At 34.7% G+C, this 19335-nt stretch carries 11 protein-coding genes; 4 read left to right on the forward strand and 7 right to left on the reverse strand.

Annotated features, from left to right (window positions below):
- The first annotated feature begins 25 nt into the window (after positions 1 to 25).
- Positions 26 to 1906 carry a M1 family metallopeptidase gene (locus L1276_RS08395; RefSeq protein WP_253786762.1) on the forward strand — a complete coding sequence of 627 codons (1881 nt, stop codon included), beginning with the start codon at positions 26 to 28 and terminating at the stop codon, positions 1904 to 1906.
- 223 nt (positions 1907 to 2129) lie between these two features.
- Here the strand turns inward: L1276_RS08395 and L1276_RS08400 are convergent, their stop codons facing one another.
- Positions 2130 to 3068: an L-threonine 3-dehydrogenase gene (locus tag L1276_RS08400; RefSeq protein WP_253786764.1), complete on the reverse strand. Its 939-nt coding sequence runs from the start codon at positions 3066 to 3068 to the stop codon at positions 2130 to 2132.
- 302 nt (positions 3069 to 3370) lie between these two features.
- On the opposite strand from L1276_RS08400, the gene L1276_RS08405 reads away from it, so the two are divergent.
- From L1276_RS08405 to L1276_RS08415, 3 genes are all read left to right on the forward strand, one after another.
- Entirely contained in the window at positions 3371 to 3979 is a 609-nt protein-coding gene (locus L1276_RS08405; protein WP_253786766.1) for a hypothetical protein, read from the forward strand.
- Positions 3972 to 7337 carry a transcription-repair coupling factor gene (mfd, locus tag L1276_RS08410; RefSeq protein ID WP_253786768.1) on the forward strand — a complete coding sequence of 1122 codons (3366 nt, stop codon included), beginning with the start codon at positions 3972 to 3974 and terminating at the stop codon, positions 7335 to 7337. The genes L1276_RS08405 and mfd overlap by 8 nt, the downstream gene beginning before the upstream one ends.
- A gap of 238 nt (positions 7338 to 7575) precedes the next feature.
- Positions 7576 to 8130, forward strand: coding sequence for a DUF5683 domain-containing protein (locus L1276_RS08415; protein WP_253786770.1), 555 nt, complete (start codon positions 7576 to 7578; stop codon positions 8128 to 8130).
- Positions 8131 to 8195: 65 nt separating this feature from the next.
- Here the strand turns inward: L1276_RS08415 and L1276_RS08420 are convergent, their stop codons facing one another.
- The 6 genes from L1276_RS08420 to L1276_RS08445 form a co-directional block, all read right to left on the reverse strand.
- On the reverse strand, positions 8196 to 9503 hold the full coding sequence (locus L1276_RS08420; protein WP_253786773.1) for an IPT/TIG domain-containing protein: 1308 nt from the start codon (positions 9501 to 9503) through the stop codon (positions 8196 to 8198).
- Positions 9504 to 9681: 178 nt separating this feature from the next.
- Positions 9682 to 11829, reverse strand: a complete 2148-nt coding sequence (locus L1276_RS08425) for a glycoside hydrolase family 97 protein (RefSeq protein ID WP_253787850.1) — start codon at positions 11827 to 11829, stop codon at positions 9682 to 9684.
- Positions 11830 to 11910: 81 nt separating this feature from the next.
- Complete coding sequence (locus L1276_RS08430) at positions 11911 to 13293, reverse strand: alpha-amylase family glycosyl hydrolase (RefSeq protein ID WP_253786775.1); 1383 nt, start codon at positions 13291 to 13293, stop codon at positions 11911 to 11913.
- 106 nt (positions 13294 to 13399) lie between these two features.
- Entirely contained in the window at positions 13400 to 14515 is a 1116-nt protein-coding gene (locus L1276_RS08435; protein WP_253786777.1) for a SusE domain-containing protein, read from the reverse strand.
- Between the two features lie 10 nt (positions 14516 to 14525).
- Positions 14526 to 16040, reverse strand: a complete 1515-nt coding sequence (locus L1276_RS08440; RefSeq protein WP_253786779.1) for a RagB/SusD family nutrient uptake outer membrane protein — start codon at positions 16038 to 16040, stop codon at positions 14526 to 14528.
- A gap of 8 nt (positions 16041 to 16048) precedes the next feature.
- The gene (locus tag L1276_RS08445; protein ID WP_253786781.1) at positions 16049 to 19264 is read right to left on the reverse strand and encodes a TonB-dependent receptor; all 3216 of its coding nucleotides are present in this window, start codon (positions 19262 to 19264) and stop codon (positions 16049 to 16051) included.
- Positions 19265 to 19335 lie beyond the last annotated feature (71 nt).

A 19335-nucleotide genomic window follows, 5' to 3' on the forward strand; every position in this document is an offset into this window, starting at 1 on the left:
CTTCCATTTTCTATTACATATAAACATGCGAAAAATTATCTTATTGTCATTTTTGAGTTTGGGTTTAAACTCGACATTTGCACAAAACGCTCCATATTGGCAGCAACATGCTGACTATAAAATGGAGGTTTCAATGGATGTAAAAAACTATCAGTACAAAGGAAAACAAGAGTTGGTTTATACCAATAATTCACCTGATACTTTGAGAAAAGTTTTTTATCATTTGTTTCCAAATGCATTTCAGCCGGGAAGTGAAATGGATGCACGTCTGCATTTTATCAAAGATCCTGACGGAAGAATGGTCAATAAAGTAAAAGGTGCCGACGGGAAAGAGGTTAAGCAAAGCCGAATTGAAACTTTAAAACCAAATGAAATAGGTTTTTTAAAAATCTCTGATTTTAAACAAGACGGGGTTTCTGCTCAAACAAGAGTTTCAGGTACTATTTTAGAAGTGACTTTAGCGAAACCAATTCTGCCAAATTCTAAAACTACTTTTACCTTAGATTTTGATGGTCAGGTTCCGGTTCAGGTTCGTCGTTCTGGAAGAAATAATTCTGAAGGTGTAGAACTTTCCATGTCACAATGGTATCCGAAATTAGCCGAATTTGATTTCGAAGGATGGCACGCAGATCCATACATAGCAAGAGAATTTCATGGTGTTTGGGGAAATTTTGATGTTAAAATTACAATTGATAAAGATTACACAATTGGAGGTTCTGGATATTTACAAGATAAAAATTCAATTGGACATGGTTATGAAGATGCGGGTGTAACAGTTACATATCCTAAAAAAGCAAAAACATTAACCTGGCATTTTATCGCACCAAATGTTCACGATTTTACATGGGCAGCAGATAAAGAATACACGCATGATATAGTAAAAGGACCCAACGATGTCGATTTGCATTTCTTCTACAAAAACAATCCAAAAACTACAGCAAACTGGAAACAGTTAGAACCATTAATGGTAAAAGTTATGGATTATTACAATAATAGAGTAGGACAATATCCGTACAAACAATATTCATTTATTCAAGGCGGAGACGGCGGAATGGAATATGCAATGTGTACTTTAATGTTAGGAAATGGAACTCTTGAAGGAATTTTAGGAACCGCAACTCACGAATTAGGACACTCTTGGTTTCAGCATATTTTAGCTTCAAATGAGTCAAAACATCCTTGGATGGACGAAGGTTTTACAACGTACATCGAAGACAGTGCTTTGAATGAATTAAAAGGAGATAAAAAAGAAGTAAATCCTTTTACAGGGAATTATAAAGCTTATTACCAATTAGTTAATTCAGGAAAAGAGCAATCACAAACGACTCATGGAGATCGTTATGACGAAAACCGTCCGTACAGTATTTCATCTTATGTAAAAGGAAGCATCTTTTTATCACAATTAGAATATGTAATTGGAAAAGAAAATGTTGATGCTACTTTAAAGAGATATTTTAACGATTTTAAATTCAAGCATCCAACTCCAAATGATATTAAAAGAAGTGCAGAAAGAGTTTCTGGTGCTGAATTAGACTGGTATTTAACAGATTGGGCACAGACAACCAATACAATAGATTATGGTATAAAAGATGCAGCAGATAATGCAGGAAAAACAACAGTAACTTTAGAAAGAATTGGAAGAATGCCAATGCCAATTGACTTAAAAGTAGATTATACAGATGGTACTTCTGAAACTTTCTATATTCCGTTAAGAATGATGAATTTCATTAAACCAAATCCAAATACAAATGAAAAAAGAACTGTTTTGGATGACTGGGCCTGGGCACAGCAAAACTATAGTTTTACAATTGACAAAAACAAAACAGCAATCAAAAAAATCACTATCGATCCAAGCGGATTAATGGCAGATGTTAAACAAACAAATAATGTTTTTGAAGTGAAATAATCTTCATTTATAAAACTAAATAAGGGCTGTCTTTTTATTTAAGACAGCCCTTATTTTTTAAAGTATCAGAGAGAAAATATTTATAGATAATATGTTTTTTTTGTTTAAAACACCTTTGTATCGGTGAAATATACTGCTCCGCTGGAGCTTTTCTTTTATCCTTGATTTTGTTTGCCGTAAATATTCTGTTCAGTTGGAGTAAACGATATGAAATATCAACATTTTAACTCAAATGCTCAATCATATCTTTTGTCATAGATTCCAAATCAAATTTATGACTCCATCCCCAGTCTTCTCTTGCAGATGAATCATCAATACTTGCCGGCCAGCTGTCCGCAATTTTCTGACGGAAATCTGGATTATAAGTGATTTCAAAATCCGGAATATGTTTTTTGATTTCGGCAGCAATTTCAGTTGGAGTAAAACTCATTGCCGCTAAATTATAAGAGGAATGTATCTTAACTTGCTCAGCAGGCGCTTTCATAATGTTAATAGTCGCGTCGATTGCATCATCCATATACATCATTGGCATTTTGGTTTCAGATGATAAAAAGCATTCGTATTTTTTATCAGCGATAGCTTTGTAGAAAATATCAACTGCATAATCTGTAGTACCGCCGCCCGGAGGAGTAGACCAGCTTATTAAACCCGGATACCGAATGCTGCGAACATCAACACCATAAATATTATGGTAATACTCACACCATCTTTCTCCAGCCTGCTTGCTGATTCCGTAAACCGTAGAAGGCTCCATAATGGTATATTGAGGCGTGTTTTCTTTTGGAGTTGTAGGTCCAAAAACCGCAATACTTGACGGCCAGAAAACTTTTTGGATTTTTTTGGCTTTAGCCAGATTCAAAACATGAAAAAGGGAATTCATATTCAAGTCCCATGCAAATGCCGGATTTTTTTCAGCAGTTGCAGATAAAAGTGCTGCCATCAAATAGATATCAGTAATTTTATGAACTTCAACAAGATGCTCAATCTGATTAAAATCTAAAGCATTAATAACTTCAAAAGGTCCAGAATTAACAACGTCTGTATTTAACTTTCGAATATCAGATGCAATTACATTTTCGGTTCCGTATAATTTACGAAGTTTTTGAGTCAGCTCAGTGCCAATCTGCCCACAGGCACCAATGATTAATATTTTTGGATTCATTTTTGTTTAGATTTTAGTCTTGCAAATATAACGTTTTCGCAAATATCAGCGTTTTTTCTAACATAAATTTATAAAATTAACAACGATAAAGATTCTTTTTTGGATTATTCTCTATTCAAAATAGTATGCAAGATTAGGTTTAGCCACAGATTAAAATGATTTAATTAATTTAAAGAAAAATAATCCCTTTAATCTGTGGAATCTGTGGCAAAAAATAATATGAATTTTAAAAGTTTCTTGGCATAAACACAATTCGTAATTGTAAATTTACTTTGTAACTTTGCAGTCTAACATTTTATCAAATGAAATACAAAATAGCGTTGTTTTTAATCTTAATTTTTGCACTTCAATCATGTCAAAATGAGAATGAAAAACGTCTTGCTGAAAATGCGAAAGAAGCTAAAAAGAAAGAAAAGATATTTAACAATATAAATAAAGCCTGGATTTTTATTGATGAACCTATAAATGAGGTTTCAGAACAAAACATAAAAACCTGGACGGAATGGCGCGATTTTATAAAAGAAATTGGAGATAAACCCAGAAAGACAATTGGAGCATTTCAGAAAAAATCTACTGCAATTTCAAAAAAGGCGATGGCTTTAAGTACAAGTATTCCAAACGAATTTAATCAGCCGGCAATTAAAAGCCGAATTTCAGTTTTGATTACCAAAGTTAAAATGATGGATTTATTTATTCACTTAAATCAAATTCCAGATGATAAAGTCGCTTTTTTAATTGGTGAAATCAATAAAGAATTAGTTGCTCTGGAAAGGCAGATGGATAAAATTGTAGAGAGAAGCAAAGTTCCAAAAGAACAAGGAGAAGAAGACTTTCTTAAAATGTTAGATACAACGCGTGCCATTCCAAACGCATCAGTACCAATAGACCCAAATTTAGCTAAAGTTGAGTAAAAACGCTTTATATACTACGTATGACAATCTGCCAAAAGCACAGCAGATTGCCACAAATTTACTGGAAGGGAATCAGATAAAAATGCACCTTAGCGGATTGCTAGGTTCTGCCGTTTCATTTGTGATCCGCTCTGTTTTTAAGAAAACCGAACTGCCTTTTTTGATTGTTTTAGACAACAAAGAAGAGGCCGCGTATTACCTAAACGATCTGGAACAAATGATTGGCGAGCAGGATGTTTTGTTTTATCCCGCCTCATTTCGTCGTCCGTATCAAGTTGATGAAACAGACAATGCCAATGTTTTGCTTCGCGCTGAGGTTTTAAACCGAATAAATTCAAGAAAAAAACCAGCGATAATTGTTACCTATCCAGAAGCACTTTTCGAGAAAGTTGTTACGCGCCAGCAATTAGATAAAAACACTTTAAAAGTTTCTTTAAACGATAAGATTTCGATCGATTTTATCAACGAAGTTTTGTTTGAATACGAATTTAAAAGAGTCGATTTTATTACAGAACCAGGAGAATTTTCGGTTCGTGGAGGAATCGTCGATGTATTTTCATTTTCAAACGATCATCCGTATCGAATAGAATTCTTCGGAAATGAAGTAGACAGCATCAGAAGTTTTGATGTTGAAACGCAGTTATCTGTAGAAACTCATAAAAAAATTACGATTATCCCGAATGTCGAAAACAAGATATTTCAGGAAAACCGTGAAAGCTTTTTAGATTATATTGCCGAGAAAACGGTACTCTTCATTCAAAATACTGACGGACTTTTTAGTCAGTTAGACAAACAATTTGCAAGAGCAGAAGAAGCTTTTGGGAAACTTTCGAAAGAAATAAAACACGCCGAACCGGAGCAGTTATTCTTAAATCAGGCTTCTTTTATCAAACGAGCTTTAGATTTTTCGATTGTTGAATTGGCTTCAAAACCAATTTTCAAAACGACTAAAAAATTTGAATTTCATATTCAGCCTCAGCCCTCTTTCAATAAACAATTTGATTTACTGCTGAATAATCTGAGCGACAATCATTTTAACGGATACAAGAATTATTTATTCTGTTCGAATGAAACGCAGGCAAAACGTTTTCATGATATTTTTGAATCTTTAGATGAAGCCAATTCTGAGAATATCAGAAAGCAGTATAATACTATTGTACTGCCTTTATATCAAGGTTTTATTGACGAAGAAAATCAAATAACGGCTTATACCGATCACCAGATTTTTGAACGTTATCATAAATTCAACATTAAAAACGGATATTCTAAAAAACAGAATATTACTTTAAAAGAATTAACCGCACTTTCGGTTGGCGATTATGTAACGCACATTGATCACGGAATTGGAAAGTTTGGCGGATTGCAGAAAATTCAGGTGGAAGGCAAAACGCAAGAAGCTATAAAACTGGTTTATGCCGATAATGATATTGTTTATGTAAGCATTCATTCGCTTCATAAAATTTCCAAATACAACGGAAAAGACGGAACGCCTCCAAAAATCTATAAGTTAGGATCGAACGCCTGGAAAATTTTAAAACAAAAAACCAAAGCGCGCGTCAAACATATTGCATTCAATTTAATTCAATTGTATGCCAAACGACGTTTAGAAAAAGGTTTCCAATTTGCGCCTGATAGTTACCTTCAAAACGAATTAGAAAGTTCATTTATTTATGAAGATACACCAGACCAAACTAAATCGACGCAAGAAGTAAAAGCGGATATGGAAAGCGATCGCCCTATGGATCGTTTGGTTTGCGGCGACGTTGGTTTCGGAAAAACGGAAGTTGCCATTCGTGCTGCTTTTAAAGCCGTTGATAATAGCAAGCAAGTTGCGGTTTTAGTTCCAACGACTATTTTAGCTTATCAGCATTATAGAACTTTTACAGAAAGATTAAAAGATATGCCCGTTTCTGTTGGTTACTTAAACCGATTTAGAACGGCAAAACAAAAAACGCAAACCTTAAAAGATTTAGCCGAAGGAAAACTCGATATTGTAATCGGGACGCATCAATTGGTAAACAAAAATGTAGTTTTTAAAGACTTAGGTTTATTGATTGTCGATGAAGAACAAAAGTTTGGAGTTAACGTAAAAGATAAACTCAAAACCATTGCGGCGAATGTTGATACGCTGACCTTAACGGCAACGCCAATTCCGAGAACGCTTCAGTTTTCTTTAATGGCGGCGCGAGATTTATCTGTAATTACAACGCCTCCGCCAAATAGATATCCGATTGAAACAAATGTGGTTGGTTTTAATGAAGAAATAATTCGTGATGCGATTTCGTATGAAATTCAGCGTAACGGACAGGTTTTCTTTATCAATAACCGAATCGAAAATATCAAAGAAGTAGCAGGAATGATTCAGCGTTTGGTTCCAAATGCAAGAGTCGGAATTGGTCACGGACAAATGGACGGCGCAAAACTAGAAGAATTGATGCTAGGTTTTATGAATGGAGATTTTGATGTTTTAGTCGCAACAACCATTATCGAAAGTGGTTTGGACGTTCCAAATGCCAACACAATTTTCATTAACAACGCCAATAATTTCGGATTATCAGACTTACATCAAATGCGCGGTAGAGTAGGACGAAGCAACAAAAAAGCGTTCTGTTACTTCATCTGTCCGCCATATTCATCGATGACCGAAGATGCGAGAAAACGTATTCAGGCATTGGAACAATTCAGTGAATTGGGAAGCGGTTTCAATATTGCGATGAAAGATCTTGAAATTCGCGGTGCCGGAGATTTATTAGGCGGTGAACAAAGTGGTTTCATTAATGAAATTGGTTTTGATACGTACCAAAAAATCATGAACGAAGCGATCGAGGAATTGAAAGAAAACGAATTCAAAGATTTATATCCGGAAGAAAATAATATCGATACAAAAGAATACGTAAAAGACATTCAAATCGATGCTGATTTTGAGCTTTTATTTCCAGATGAATATATCAATAACGTTTCGGAACGTTTGGTTTTATACAACGAATTAGGCGCTATAAAAGATGAAGCCGGTTTACAGGAATTCGAAAGAAAACTTATTGACCGTTTCGGGCCATTGCCAAAACAAGCGATTTCATTATTAAACAGCATCAGAATAAAATGGATTGCAACCAAAGTTGGAATCGAGAAATTGGTTTTGAAACAAGGCAAAATGATTGGTTATTTTGTATCCGATCAACAATCAGATTATTATCAATCGGTGAAGTTTAGAAATGTTTTGAATTTTGTTCAAAAACATAACTCGCTCTGTAAAATGAAAGAAAAACAAACCATAAACGGATTACGTTTGTTATTGACTTTTGAAAATGTGAAGTCGATAAAACGGGCGCTGGAGTTGATGGAGTTGTTTGAGGAGTAAAGTTTACCACTAATTACACTAATTTTTATTGCCACAGATTAAAAGGATTATTAAGATTAAAAAAAATCATTTAAATCCTTTTAATCTGTGGCAATAATTCTTTAAAATAAATTCGTATTAATTTGTGTAATTCGTGGCAAACACAATAAAAAAAATTAAGTTTTCTTTATCTTTTATTTAAGAAATATCTTAGAACTAAAAAGTTTTCTTTGACCAAAATTTTCAAAGCCAACTTTATATGCAGAATCAATTCATTCTTCTCTTTTTCTTTTTTGGATTAAGTTCAATTTTTGCTCAGGAAAAAATAGAAATCATATCAAAAGATACGCTTACATCAGAACCTATTGATCCGCTTCGTCCGGCAAAAGCAGCTTTTTATTCAGCAATCCTCCCAGGATTAGGACAAGTCTATAATAAAAAATACTGGAAAGTTCCATTAGTATACGGAGCAATTGGCACAAGTGCTTATTTGTATATTGATAATCAAAAGAAATATAATCTGTATAGGGACGAATATAAAAACAGACTGGCAGGAAATCCAAGTGAAACGCCAAGCCTGGCTAGATTAGATGACAGCAGATTAATTGCTGCTCAAAAAGTATTTCAAAGAAACCGCGATTTATCTGCATTATTTATGGTTGGTTTTTATATTCTAAATATTGTCGATGCCAATATCGATGCTGCGTTATCACAATTTAATGTAGATGAAAAACTGGCTTTTAAACCTGCTCTTATAAAAAACGATATCACATTAAACAGTAATTTTGGGATTGCTTTGAATTATTCGTTTTAAAATCTAACCAAGAAAGACGTATGATATTGTCATATATCTTTCTTGGTTTTATAATTAGTATGAGATTATTCTAGTTTTAGATAATGTAAACCTTTATTTCCAGAAACAATAATTTTTGTTTTAGAGAAAGATATGTTGTTTATAACAGATCCAGCTGGTAATTCCAATTCTAATTCCCACGTAAGTCCAGAATCTTTAGTCACAAATATTTTATCTCCAGATTGTATATACCATTGAGTTTCTGTTCTAAGAAATATATTGGATACATCTGTTTTTATTGAAGTCCATGTTTTAGTCACATCTGTAGACATTAATAATGTTTTATTATAATAGTCTACGGATAAAATTTTATTAATATTAACGAACTTATAACCAGATTTATTTCCATCTGCATTAGAAATAGAATCTTTGACAACCCAATTACTGTATCCTGTTTCAGATTCCATAACAATATTTTTAAGAGTAGAACCATATTTTACAAAATCATAAATTTTACCTAATTGATAGAATTTTCCATTAGATGATGACTTCCCAAAAGCATGAACAGCTAATCTTGTAGTGAAAACATTTGTTTTATTTATTTTTGCAAAATCTGGAGCTTCATTTTTAATAATTGTTGCACCATTATCCTTTGTAAAAATATGAGCACCAAAGCTTGAATAAAGGAGGCATCCATCATTGTTTAAAGATCCTATCATTAAACGAGTGGAAACTGGGTTGAAATTATTATCGATATTAATTTTATTACTTGTATTGAAACTATCATTGCTAAAAAAGGCTTCAGTTGCAGTAACGAAAACACCTGTTTTTTCATCATACATTTGAAATGATGCCATTTCATTAGTAGCGGGATTTAATGTAGTTTGTATAAAGCCAGAAGATTTAGGTGCTAATTTTACGGGATTACTCCAATTAACTAATGAAAAGATAGTCTGACTATTGTCAAAAACTGTAGAATTAGCGATAGTTGCATCGCCTAAAACAGTTAATTTATTCCAGCCTTTTGCTAAAACAAAAAAGTTTAGAGGAACACTATTAACTTTGTCGATTTGTATCCTTATTGTATTTGTTCCAGTCTTAACATTAGGGCTAATTAATAAAATTTTGGTATTTGTAATTTCATTTGGAACTACTTCTGTTTGATTGATGAAAACTTTCGTTGGATAATCTTTATTAACAAAATTAGTTCCTTTAAGTTCTAGATTTTCTCCATTTATTACAAAATCAGAAGTAAGTTCTGTAATTGTAATAGGAAGTGGCTCTTTTATTTCTGGTAGAACAGGATTTTCAGTATTTCCAGAATCATCATTAGAACAGGAAACAAATAATCCTCCGACTAAGAGAATAGTAATTAATAGTAATTTTCTTTTCATTATATATGAGATTAGATTTGTTGTGTAAAAAAATGGAATTATATAATGTAATCAATACGGGAAACCTCATTTATAGATTTTTTATATAAAAAAAGCGAAGGAAATTTTCCTTCGCTTTTTAAATTATGAGGTTTAATTGCAATTAACTGTTTATCAGTATATCATTTTGGTAATAAAATTATAACTTTTTCAATCCTTTTAAATCTGAAGAAGTTCCTTCTATAATACTGATGGCAACACCACCGCCCGGAGCTAAATATTGCTTCAGTTTGCTTTTTGAGTTTACGATAACTTTGGTAACCGTATATTTTTGCGGATTCTGATTCCAATTGGCCTCTTTCGCATCGGCATAAATAGTGGCAGCGAAATTTTTTCCTGCAGGTAAATAATCAAAAGAAATGTTAGTTGTTCTTGAATTTTCATCTGTAATACCGCCAATAAACCACTCGTTTTTACCTTTTGCTTTACGTGCAATTGTAATGTAATCTCCAGGTTCGGCTTCTAAAATGTAACTGTTATCCCAATCTACAGCCACTTCTTTAATGAACTGAAATGCATCTGGAAAACGCTCATAATTCCCCGGAATATCAGCTGCCATTTGCAACGGACTGTACATGGTTACATAATAAGCCAATTGTTTTACCAAAGTTGTGTTTACTCGTTGTAAACTTCCTGTTCCGTAATAGGAAAGGTCGGTCTGGAAAATTCCAGGAGTATAATCCATCGGACCTCCCATTAAACGGGTAAATGGTAAAATTGTAGTATGATCCGGAGCTAATCCTCCCATCGATTCGAACTCAGTACCGCGCGCTGATTCCTGAGCAATCCAGTTTGGAAAAGTACGGTGTAATCCCGTCGGACGAACCGCTTCGTGGCTGTTGATCATAATTTTATAATCGGCAGCACGTTTCGCAACGTTGATGTAATGATTCACCATCCATTGTCCGTCATGATGTTCGCCACGTGGAATAATTTGTCCCACATAACCTGTTTTTACAGCATCATAACCGTTATCATTCATAAATTGAAAAGCACGATCTAAACGACGTTCGTAATTGGTTGCAGATCCAGAAGTTTCGTGGTGCATAATAATTTTTACACCTTTTGAAGCTGCATAAGCATGAACTGCTTTTACATCAAAATCTGGATATGCTGTTACGAAATCAAAAACGTCTTCTTTCCAATTGCCAATCCAGTCTTCCCAGCCAATATTCCAGCCTTCGATAAGGATTGCATCAAAGCCATTTTTAGCGGCAAAATCAATGTATTCTTTTGCTCTTTCTGTTGTGGCTCCATGCTTTCCGTTTGGAGTAAGTTTCGTAAAATCATCTGTCATTTTTACGTTGTTTTCTTTCCCGAAAGCCCACGTACTTCTTCCTGCAACGAAATATTCCCACCAAATTCCGATGTATTTTACAGGTTTAATCCATGAAACATCTTTATAACTTGTTGGTTCGTTAAGGTTTAAAATTAATTTTGAAGCTAAAATATCAGTTGCTTTATCACTTACGACAATGGTTCTCCAAGGTGTTTGAGCATCAGTCTGCATGTAGCCTTTTGCACCAACGGCATCCGGAGCCAAATGACTTGTCATTTTGTTGGTTTTAGCATCAACTTCAAGATACATGGCAGGATAATTAATTAATCCAGCTTCGTGAATGTTGATGTATAAACCGTCATCAGATTTCATCATTGAAGGTGTTTGTACAGACAATTCTTTTATTGGCTGTTGTGCATTGATTTCAATAGTAGCTTTTTTCATCAAAGTAGGAATTTCTGAAATCTTTGATGTTGTATAAGCATATTCGTTGGTATCATAATCTCCCGGAATCCAGAAAATTTTATGATTTCCAGCCAAATTAAATTCAGTGCGCTCTTCTTTTATTACAAAATAATTCAGGTCATTTTGTTTAGGAAATTCATATCTAAATCCCAATCCGTCGTTGAATAAACGGAAACGAATACGGATAAATCTATTGTTGTTTTTTGCCTGAGCTAATGTGACAACCAATTCGTTATAGTGATTGCGAATTGTTTTTTCTTCGCCTAAAACCGGATTCCAATTTTCATCAACAGAAGACTGAGCTGTGTTTGTAATGGTAAAACCATCGATAAACGAAGTGTTGTTTTTAAGCTCTAAACCTAGAGAACTTGGTTTAATAACCGGTTTCTGTTTGTATGATAATTGATAAGAAGGAATGCCCCCTTCTTTTAATTCAAATTTTAAAGAAAGATTTTTGTCTGGCGAAGTTATTTCTTGTGCCTGAAGCCAAAATGTGCTCAGGAATACAAAAAATAAAAGCGTTGTTTTTTTGCTGAAACGCATTTGAAGCAATGATTTTTGGGATTGAAAATTCATGTTATTTAATTTTTTGCAAATCTAATTCTATTTAAACCTGCATTGGTATTAATTTTTCAATATTACGTATTGAAAAGGTTGAAGGGTTATATCTGAACCAACGATGACTGAAGCTCCGGTAAAAGCATCTTTCCAGTTTCCTTTTAAAGTGTTTGGAATAAGATGTTTTACTGTAGAACTGGTTAAATTAGAAAGTACAAAAACTTTCTCTGTATCTTTTTCCATAGTAAAAGCGCTTACTGCATCACTGCTGTAGCCGGTATATTCTCCTGATTTAATTGCTTTACTTGTGTTTCTAAAAGCGATAATTTTTTTGTATTCAGCAAGAATTTCATTATCGGCAGTCGACCAGTCAATTGGTGTTTTGGCAAAATAATTTAATCTTTTATCGTAACCAATTTCCTGTCCGTTATAAATCATTGGAACCGATTTTAAATAGGCAGCGACTACAAAGATGGCGATAGATCCTTTTTTGCCCCCAAAAAGTTCTAAAGGTGTTCCGTCAGAAAGGTTTACGTCGTGATTACTTGTGTATCTAACCACTCTGTTTTCTGGATTGTAATTGTTTGCATATTCAGTTGCATTTGAATTTTGAATGGTTGCAGCTGGTTTATTTTCTTTGAAAAGCTGTTCTATTGTATAAAAGAAATTAAATCCAAAAGTATAATCAAAACCGGATGTAAAATGGTTGACTTTTGAACCTTCAGCCAGCATTAAAATAGTTTGGTTTTTTTTGATTTTTCGAAGCTTTGTTATGGCATCTGACCAGAAATTATTCGGAACAAAATCAGCATAATCGCATCTGAAACCGTCAATATTAGCGTTGTAAACCCAGTATGACATGGCATCGATCATGGCATCTTTCATTTCAATGTTATTAAAATCTAACTGTGCCACATCATTGTAATTTGTTCCCGGAGGAATGATGATATTGCCGCTTGCATCCTGCTGATACCAATTTTTATGCTGTGTAATCCAGGCATTGTCCCACGCTGTATGATTGGCAACCCAGTCTAATACAACGGCCATGTTTTTTTTGTGTGCTTCTTCAACTAATGTTTGAAGATCTTGTAAAGTTCCAAAATCAGGATTAACTGCCTTATAATCTTTAACGGCATAAGGAGATCCTAATTCGCCAGTTGCTCTTTCTTTTCCAACAGGGTAAATAGGCATTAAGTAAATGACATTTGCACCCAATTCCTGAATCTGAGAGAGTCTGTCCTGAACGCCCTTTAAGTTTCCGGCCTGACTAAAAGCACGAATATTTACCTGATAAATTATGGCATCTTCTTTTTTGGGCATTTTTTCAAAAGATGTTCCATATTGTGTATAAGGAGATTCTGGCGTTTTGTTATCGTCATCAGAAGAACTGCAGGAGATAAATGCTATGGCCAGCAGAAATGTATAAACGATTTTTATGTTTGATTTCATGTTTCTTTAAATTTAGTTGTAATGGCTGAGAGTTTAGGATAACCTGCCTTTCGCTCAAAAAAGGCAGGTATCACTCAAACTAATCCAGCTTTATTACAATGTTAGATTATTTTTTAACGATAGTACAAGATGCGGTTGCAGGATATCCTGTTACTGCCGGATCTATTTCGTTTATGGTATAGGTTATTTCGTAAGTTCCTGCTTCATTAATAGTATAAGCACCGCCATTATCTTTATTAATAGTATTGGTTGATGGATCTGCAGGACCATAATTTACATCCCAGTTATCATTCAATCTAAATTTTAAAGCTCCGGGCAATAAATTGGCAGTTACTTTCCATGTTTTGGTTTGATGATCGTATGACATTGGTATAGAGTGATTCCATCCATAATTTGCATCACCAGCAGTTTGATCTGCAGTTGCTGAAGCTGGTCCAACAATTCCCCACGCATAATTAACAAAACTCCATTTTGAAGTATTTAAGTTTACTTTGATTTGATAAGAACCTTCGCCAGGAAGCGCAAAATCTGCTGTACTCATGTTTTTCAAATCATAGTTAGTAGTTCCTGCTCCATAAAATTGTGCCCAGTTTCTTTCTATATTCAATTTAAATACTGGTCCATAACCGGGTTTTACAGAAACATATCCTTGATAAATACCTTTTGAAATAGCAGTTAAAGAGGCCGCTGTATCTACATTCCATTCTCCCTGATATGCTCCCGGCATATAAATTTCGCCAAAAACAACGCTTTTTTCATATGGTGTAATAGCTATTGTAATAAAATCAGAATAAATCTTTCTGTCCATTACAGCTTCTACACGAACAACTATTTTTGCCGCAGCACCGGGCTCGAGACCCAGGTCTGTGGCAATTTTATTTAAGTCTCTTCCGTTTAATGATTTGCTCAAAACATCTTCACCAACTTCAACTCGCTGGGCTTTTTGCCAGGCATTGCTGCCGCCGGTATCACCAATTAAATCAAATTGAAGGGCATAGGTAACAGGCGCATCAATAGGAAATGTTACTTTTGGCCAGGAAAAAAGAACAGCATTGTCATCAGCAGTATCTTCTGTTAGTAGTATAGTGCTTGAAGAAGCAATAACTTCAGAGGGAAAACTGGCTGCTTTTAAAGTGGTTACTTGGGCAGATTCACTTTCGCAGGAAACGCCCAAAAAAAGCAGGCTCCCTAATATGAATAATTTATTGATATATTTTTTCATGATAGTTGGTTTATTGTGGGTAGCCAGGATTTTGTTTTAATGCTTTGTTTGTATTTAAAGCAGATGTTGGAATTGGAAACAATTTTCTAAAAGCTGGTGATTCAGGTCTGAATTCGTTAGCTGATAAAAATTTATTGAAACGAATCATATCCTGTCTTCTGTGTCCTTCCCAGTTTAATTCAAAACCTCTTTCGTCATAAATGTTATCAAGAGTAGGGTTGGCTGCTAATCCGTCTAATCCGGCACGTTGTCTGACGGCATCAAGAAAAGGTTTTGCTGCACCGGCGTTTCCTAAGCGAACATTACACTCTGCGATCATTAAAATGATATCGGCATATCTGTAAATTGGAAAATCATTAGAAGCTCCGCCTCCTGTATTTGCACCGGCTGGATAAAATTTAATATTACGAACCCCAGCTTGAGGATCTGCTCCCGGAAGATCGATAGACTGAACATCTAATGTGTAATTCACGCCTCCTGGCTGCGGACCTGCTAAAAACTGTTTTTTACGAATATCAGTATCAGCATATTTTTGGTAGAATCCTTTAGGAACAATTGTGCCATTCCAACCATTGTATTTTAGGTCAGTTATGCCATGAGCACCATATAAACTTCTAACAGCATACACATTACGTGATAAAACATCGATTGTTGCGTAGATGGATAAAATAGTTTCATCCTGAGGTGAAACATCTCCAAATAGCTCGTAATATTTATTACCAAGCGGGTTAGCTGCATCAGCAGCTCCAGAGTGAAGAGAAAATCCGCCTTCACTTACTTTGTTACAAGCAGCTAAACATTCATTCCATTTTGCTTCACCGGTATAAACTTCTGCATTAAGATAAACTTTTGCTAATACGGTATAAGCGGCCCATTTATTGAATCTTCCGTAATATTCTCCTCCTTTGGTATTCGAAAGTAATTCGGCATTTTCTGTAAGTTCTTTTACAATAAAATTATAAACTTCTTTACGGCTTGTCTGCGGAATTTGATCTGCGGGAGTATTGTTATCTGTAAAAAAAGGAACATCTCCAAAATCATCAATCAATAAATAATAGAAAAAAGCACGGGTTACTTTAGCTTCGGCAATCTTTGAGGCTTCGGCATTAGATTTTTCTAGTAATTCTATTGCTAAATTGGCTTTAAAAACACATCGGTACAACCAGTTCCAGGTATTGCTTATAATACCTTCGGTTGGTAACCATTCGTGCTTATGCAAGCGGGCAAAATCTTGCTGCCAGTTTCCGTCATTTCTATGCGGAATAACTTGTTCATCAGATGACATACAATTCATGTCGTACCAGCCATTATCTGCTCCGGCATAACCCACGCCATTATAATTATCTCGGGTAAATTCGCCAGGTATTTGAGCATAAATGCTTGCCAGTAAACTATTGGTTCCTTCGGGAGTTGCGTAAAACTCATCTGCAGGATATTGGTCGTAGACAGTTTCACTAACATCTGTACAGCTAACCAAGGCCAAGAAGCAAATACTTCCTGCCCATACTATATTTTTAATTTTCATTTCTTTTACTATTTAAATTTTACAGTTAAACCAAATGCAATACTTCGGGTACGCGGATAAATTCCTTTGTCACCACCAAAATTGTCTGTAGGATTACCACTTCCGCTTATATTTAATTCAGGATCCATACCTGTATAATTAGTAATAAGCCATAAATTATTTCCTGTAAGAGAAAGTCGAATCGAGTCAACATATTTATCTGTAAAACGGAAGCTGTATCCCGCTGTAATATTATCTAGTCTTATGAAAGAACCATCTTCTAACCATAAATCAGAGCCGTATGTAGAAGTAACAACTCCTTTGTCAACAGCACTTTCTAAAACATTCGATTTACCAACGTTTTCCAGCATACTTAGCCTTTGATTAAGTGCATTGTAAATTTTATTTCCTCCTGAGCCTCTCCATAACATAGAGATATCAAAATCTTTGTAACGGTAAGATGGATTAAAAGCAAATGTATAAGTTGGTAAAGCTGAACCGGCATAATAACGGTCTGGACTATCGGCATTCTGATTGATAGGGCCTCCGCTTCCGTCGCGATCTAATACAGTTTCTGCTCCATTACCGTCAACACCTGTAGACTGCAGAATATAAAATGCTCCAACTGGTTTTCCTTTTACCAGATAAGAATTTGCTGTTCCCCATCCTACATAGGCAGTAGTTAATTCCTGCCCGTTGTATCTTCCGTTTAGATTAAGGACTTCATTTTTCATAAACGAAGCGTTGCCGGATAGTGTTAGTGTACTGTTTTCTGTTCGGATTAGATCATATGCCAAGGAAATCTCTAATCCTTTGTTTGAAATACTTCCTACGTTCGCTTTTATATAATTGTAATCATTTCCTTGTTGAGGTAAGGTATAATCCAGCAATAAATCATCTGTTTTTGCATCATATACATCTATTGTTCCTCTTAATCGATTGTCAAAAAGTGCAAAATCAAGACCAATATTAGTTTGCTTTTTAGTTTCCCATTTCAGATCCGGGTTAGCATTTTGTTTTGCACCGTAGTTGGTGATTTGTGAACCTCCAAAATAAGTTAATCCACGGTCGCCTATTAAAGCAATAGAGTTTTGAGGAAGAAGACCTTGCTGGTTTCCTGTTACACCATACCCTGCACGTAATTTCAGTTCGTTAAATAAATTTTGGGTTCCCATAAAAGATTCCTTGTTTATTTGCCATGCTAAGGATGCCGATGGGAAATCTCCCCATTTGTTATTTGATCCAAATACGGATGCTCCATCTCGTCTAAAACTTCCTGTAAATAAATAACGGCTGAGCAAAGAATAATTTACGCGTCCTAAAAATGATACCAATGTTCTGTCATTTTTGTAGGATGTTATATCACCGGGTGCAACTTTTGAAAGATCACCAAGCTGAAGCGCATTGTAAGTTGTTTTATCACTAATAAAGCCTTTTACCTTAGCATAATTTCCCTGATAAGTTTGATTTTGCCATTCGTATAATGCCAGTGCATTTATGTTGTGAATACCAAACGTTCTTTTGTAAGTTAAACTAGCATTTGTCAATCTTTCATTTTGTTTTTTATTTCGAATGTCTGCGTACCCTTTTTGATCAATTGCATAAGCATTTGTTGAAGAGGCAGGAAGATAATAGCCATACATTTCATTCATTTTTCTCCAGCTTCCAAACCAGCTGGCCGTTAATCCTTTCGCCAGATCCAGATCTGCTTTCAGACTTCCAAATAAATTATCTTCTTCTTTTTCATTTGTAACAGTTTGCGCCGCTGCATAAGGATTTAAATATTGAAACACATTAGGATCTGTAAAATAACTTCCATCAGGATTTAAAACAGGATCTGTTGGTCTCATTAAATAAGCATTTGTAATCAAATTAGACATATAGGCAGCAGTTCCAATATCACCAATAGTATTGTTTCCGTTAATGATACCATTAGTTAAATTAAAAGTAAGTTTCAATTTATCATCAAGTCCCATTTGTGTTGCCTGAATACGGCCAATGTATTTTTTATTATTGGTATTAATTACAACACCATCTTGTAAAATAGCAGTTACAGAAGCTCTGTAGTTAAATTTATCTGTTCCTCCGCCAAATGCTAAAGTATGTGTCTGCGTTAATCCAGTTTGTGTTAAAAGTCCATACCAGTCTGTATTTGAACCATGATTTGATGAAGCCGGCACACCTACAGATTGAGCTGTTTTCCACCATTGGTCAGCACCAAGCATATCTAATTTTTTTGGAATAAAATCTAAGGATGATGAACCAATATATTCTATAGTAGTTTTTCCTGCTTTATTCTTTTTTGTTGTTACTATGATTACACCAGGTGCTCCTCTGGAACCGTAAACCGCGGTAGCCGAAGCATCTTTTAAAACATCAATACTTTCTATCTCACTTGGCGGAACCTGATTTAGTAAGTCCATATTTCCCTGAATACCATCTACAACTACCAGAGGGTCATTTCCGCCAATTAAAGAACCAATTCCTCTAATACGAACACTTGGACCAGAACCTGGTTCACTGCCTATTTGCGTAATATTGACACCCGCAGCTTTACCCGAAATTAATTGTAAAGGATTTACAATCGCACCCTGATTCATGTCTTTTGCAGCAATTGAAGAAACAGCTCCGGTAACATCTTTTTTAGCAGCGGTTCCATAACCTACCACAACTATTTCCTGTAAATCTGTAGTGTCAGGAAAAAGCTGAATGTTGATAACAGCTTGGCCGGCAGTAATTTTTTTCTCTTTATAACCTACAAACGAAACGATAATTACAGATTGGCTGCTTTCGACAGTAAGTTTGTATTTTCCGTCAAAATCAGTTACCATTCCATTTTTAGTACCTTCTTCAATAACAGAAGCACCAGGTAAAGGCAGACCATTTTCGTCTGTAATAATACCAGATACAGTTTGTTTTTCAAATTTGATGGTCTCAGTCTTAAGTTCTGGTTTTTTTAGAATAATTTGCATGTCCCTGATTTTAAATTCGGTTGGAGTTCCTTTAAAAATTTTGTCTAAAACGACATATATAGACTGATTTTTTACTGAAATCGAAACCGTTCGATCTAAGTCGATATCGTTCAATTTGTAGATAAACCTGAAGTCGGTTTTTTGCTCAATGGTCTCAATAACCTTTTCGATTGTTGAATTGTTTAGTTCAAGAGTAACTTTTGTTTTTTGGGCATAAGTATTCCCTCTAATATTAAACATGGCGACCAAAAGAAGTAGTGTAGTTAGTTTCAATTTTAGGTCATTTTGGAACAATGAGTATAGGAACCCATTATTCTTAGATTTTTTTTTCATAATTTTGTTAA

The sequence above is a fragment of the Flavobacterium sp. HSC-32F16 genome (assembly GCF_024171645.1).
Classification (GTDB): Bacteria; Bacteroidota; Bacteroidia; order Flavobacteriales; family Flavobacteriaceae; genus Flavobacterium.

Bases quoted from the DNA above. Each gene is read 5' to 3' on its own strand.
- L1276_RS08395 (WP_253786762.1), top strand. From the start codon at position 26: ATGCGAAAAATTATCTTATTGTCATTTTTGAGTTTGGGTTTAAACTCG.
- L1276_RS08400 (WP_253786764.1), bottom strand. From the start codon at position 3,068: ATGAATCCAAAAATATTAATCATTGGTGCCTGTGGGCAGATTGGCACT.
- L1276_RS08405 (WP_253786766.1), top strand. From the start codon at position 3,371: ATGAAATACAAAATAGCGTTGTTTTTAATCTTAATTTTTGCACTTCAA.
- L1276_RS08415 (WP_253786770.1), top strand. From the start codon at position 7,576: ATGCAGAATCAATTCATTCTTCTCTTTTTCTTTTTTGGATTAAGTTCA.
- L1276_RS08420 (WP_253786773.1), bottom strand. From the start codon at position 9,503: ATGAAAAGAAAATTACTATTAATTACTATTCTCTTAGTCGGAGGATTA.
- L1276_RS08425 (WP_253787850.1), bottom strand. From the start codon at position 11,829: ATGCGTTTCAGCAAAAAAACAACGCTTTTATTTTTTGTATTCCTGAGC.
- L1276_RS08430 (WP_253786775.1), bottom strand. From the start codon at position 13,293: ATGAAATCAAACATAAAAATCGTTTATACATTTCTGCTGGCCATAGCA.
- L1276_RS08435 (WP_253786777.1), bottom strand. From the start codon at position 14,515: ATGAAAAAATATATCAATAAATTATTCATATTAGGGAGCCTGCTTTTT.
- L1276_RS08440 (WP_253786779.1), bottom strand. From the start codon at position 16,040: ATGAAAATTAAAAATATAGTATGGGCAGGAAGTATTTGCTTCTTGGCC.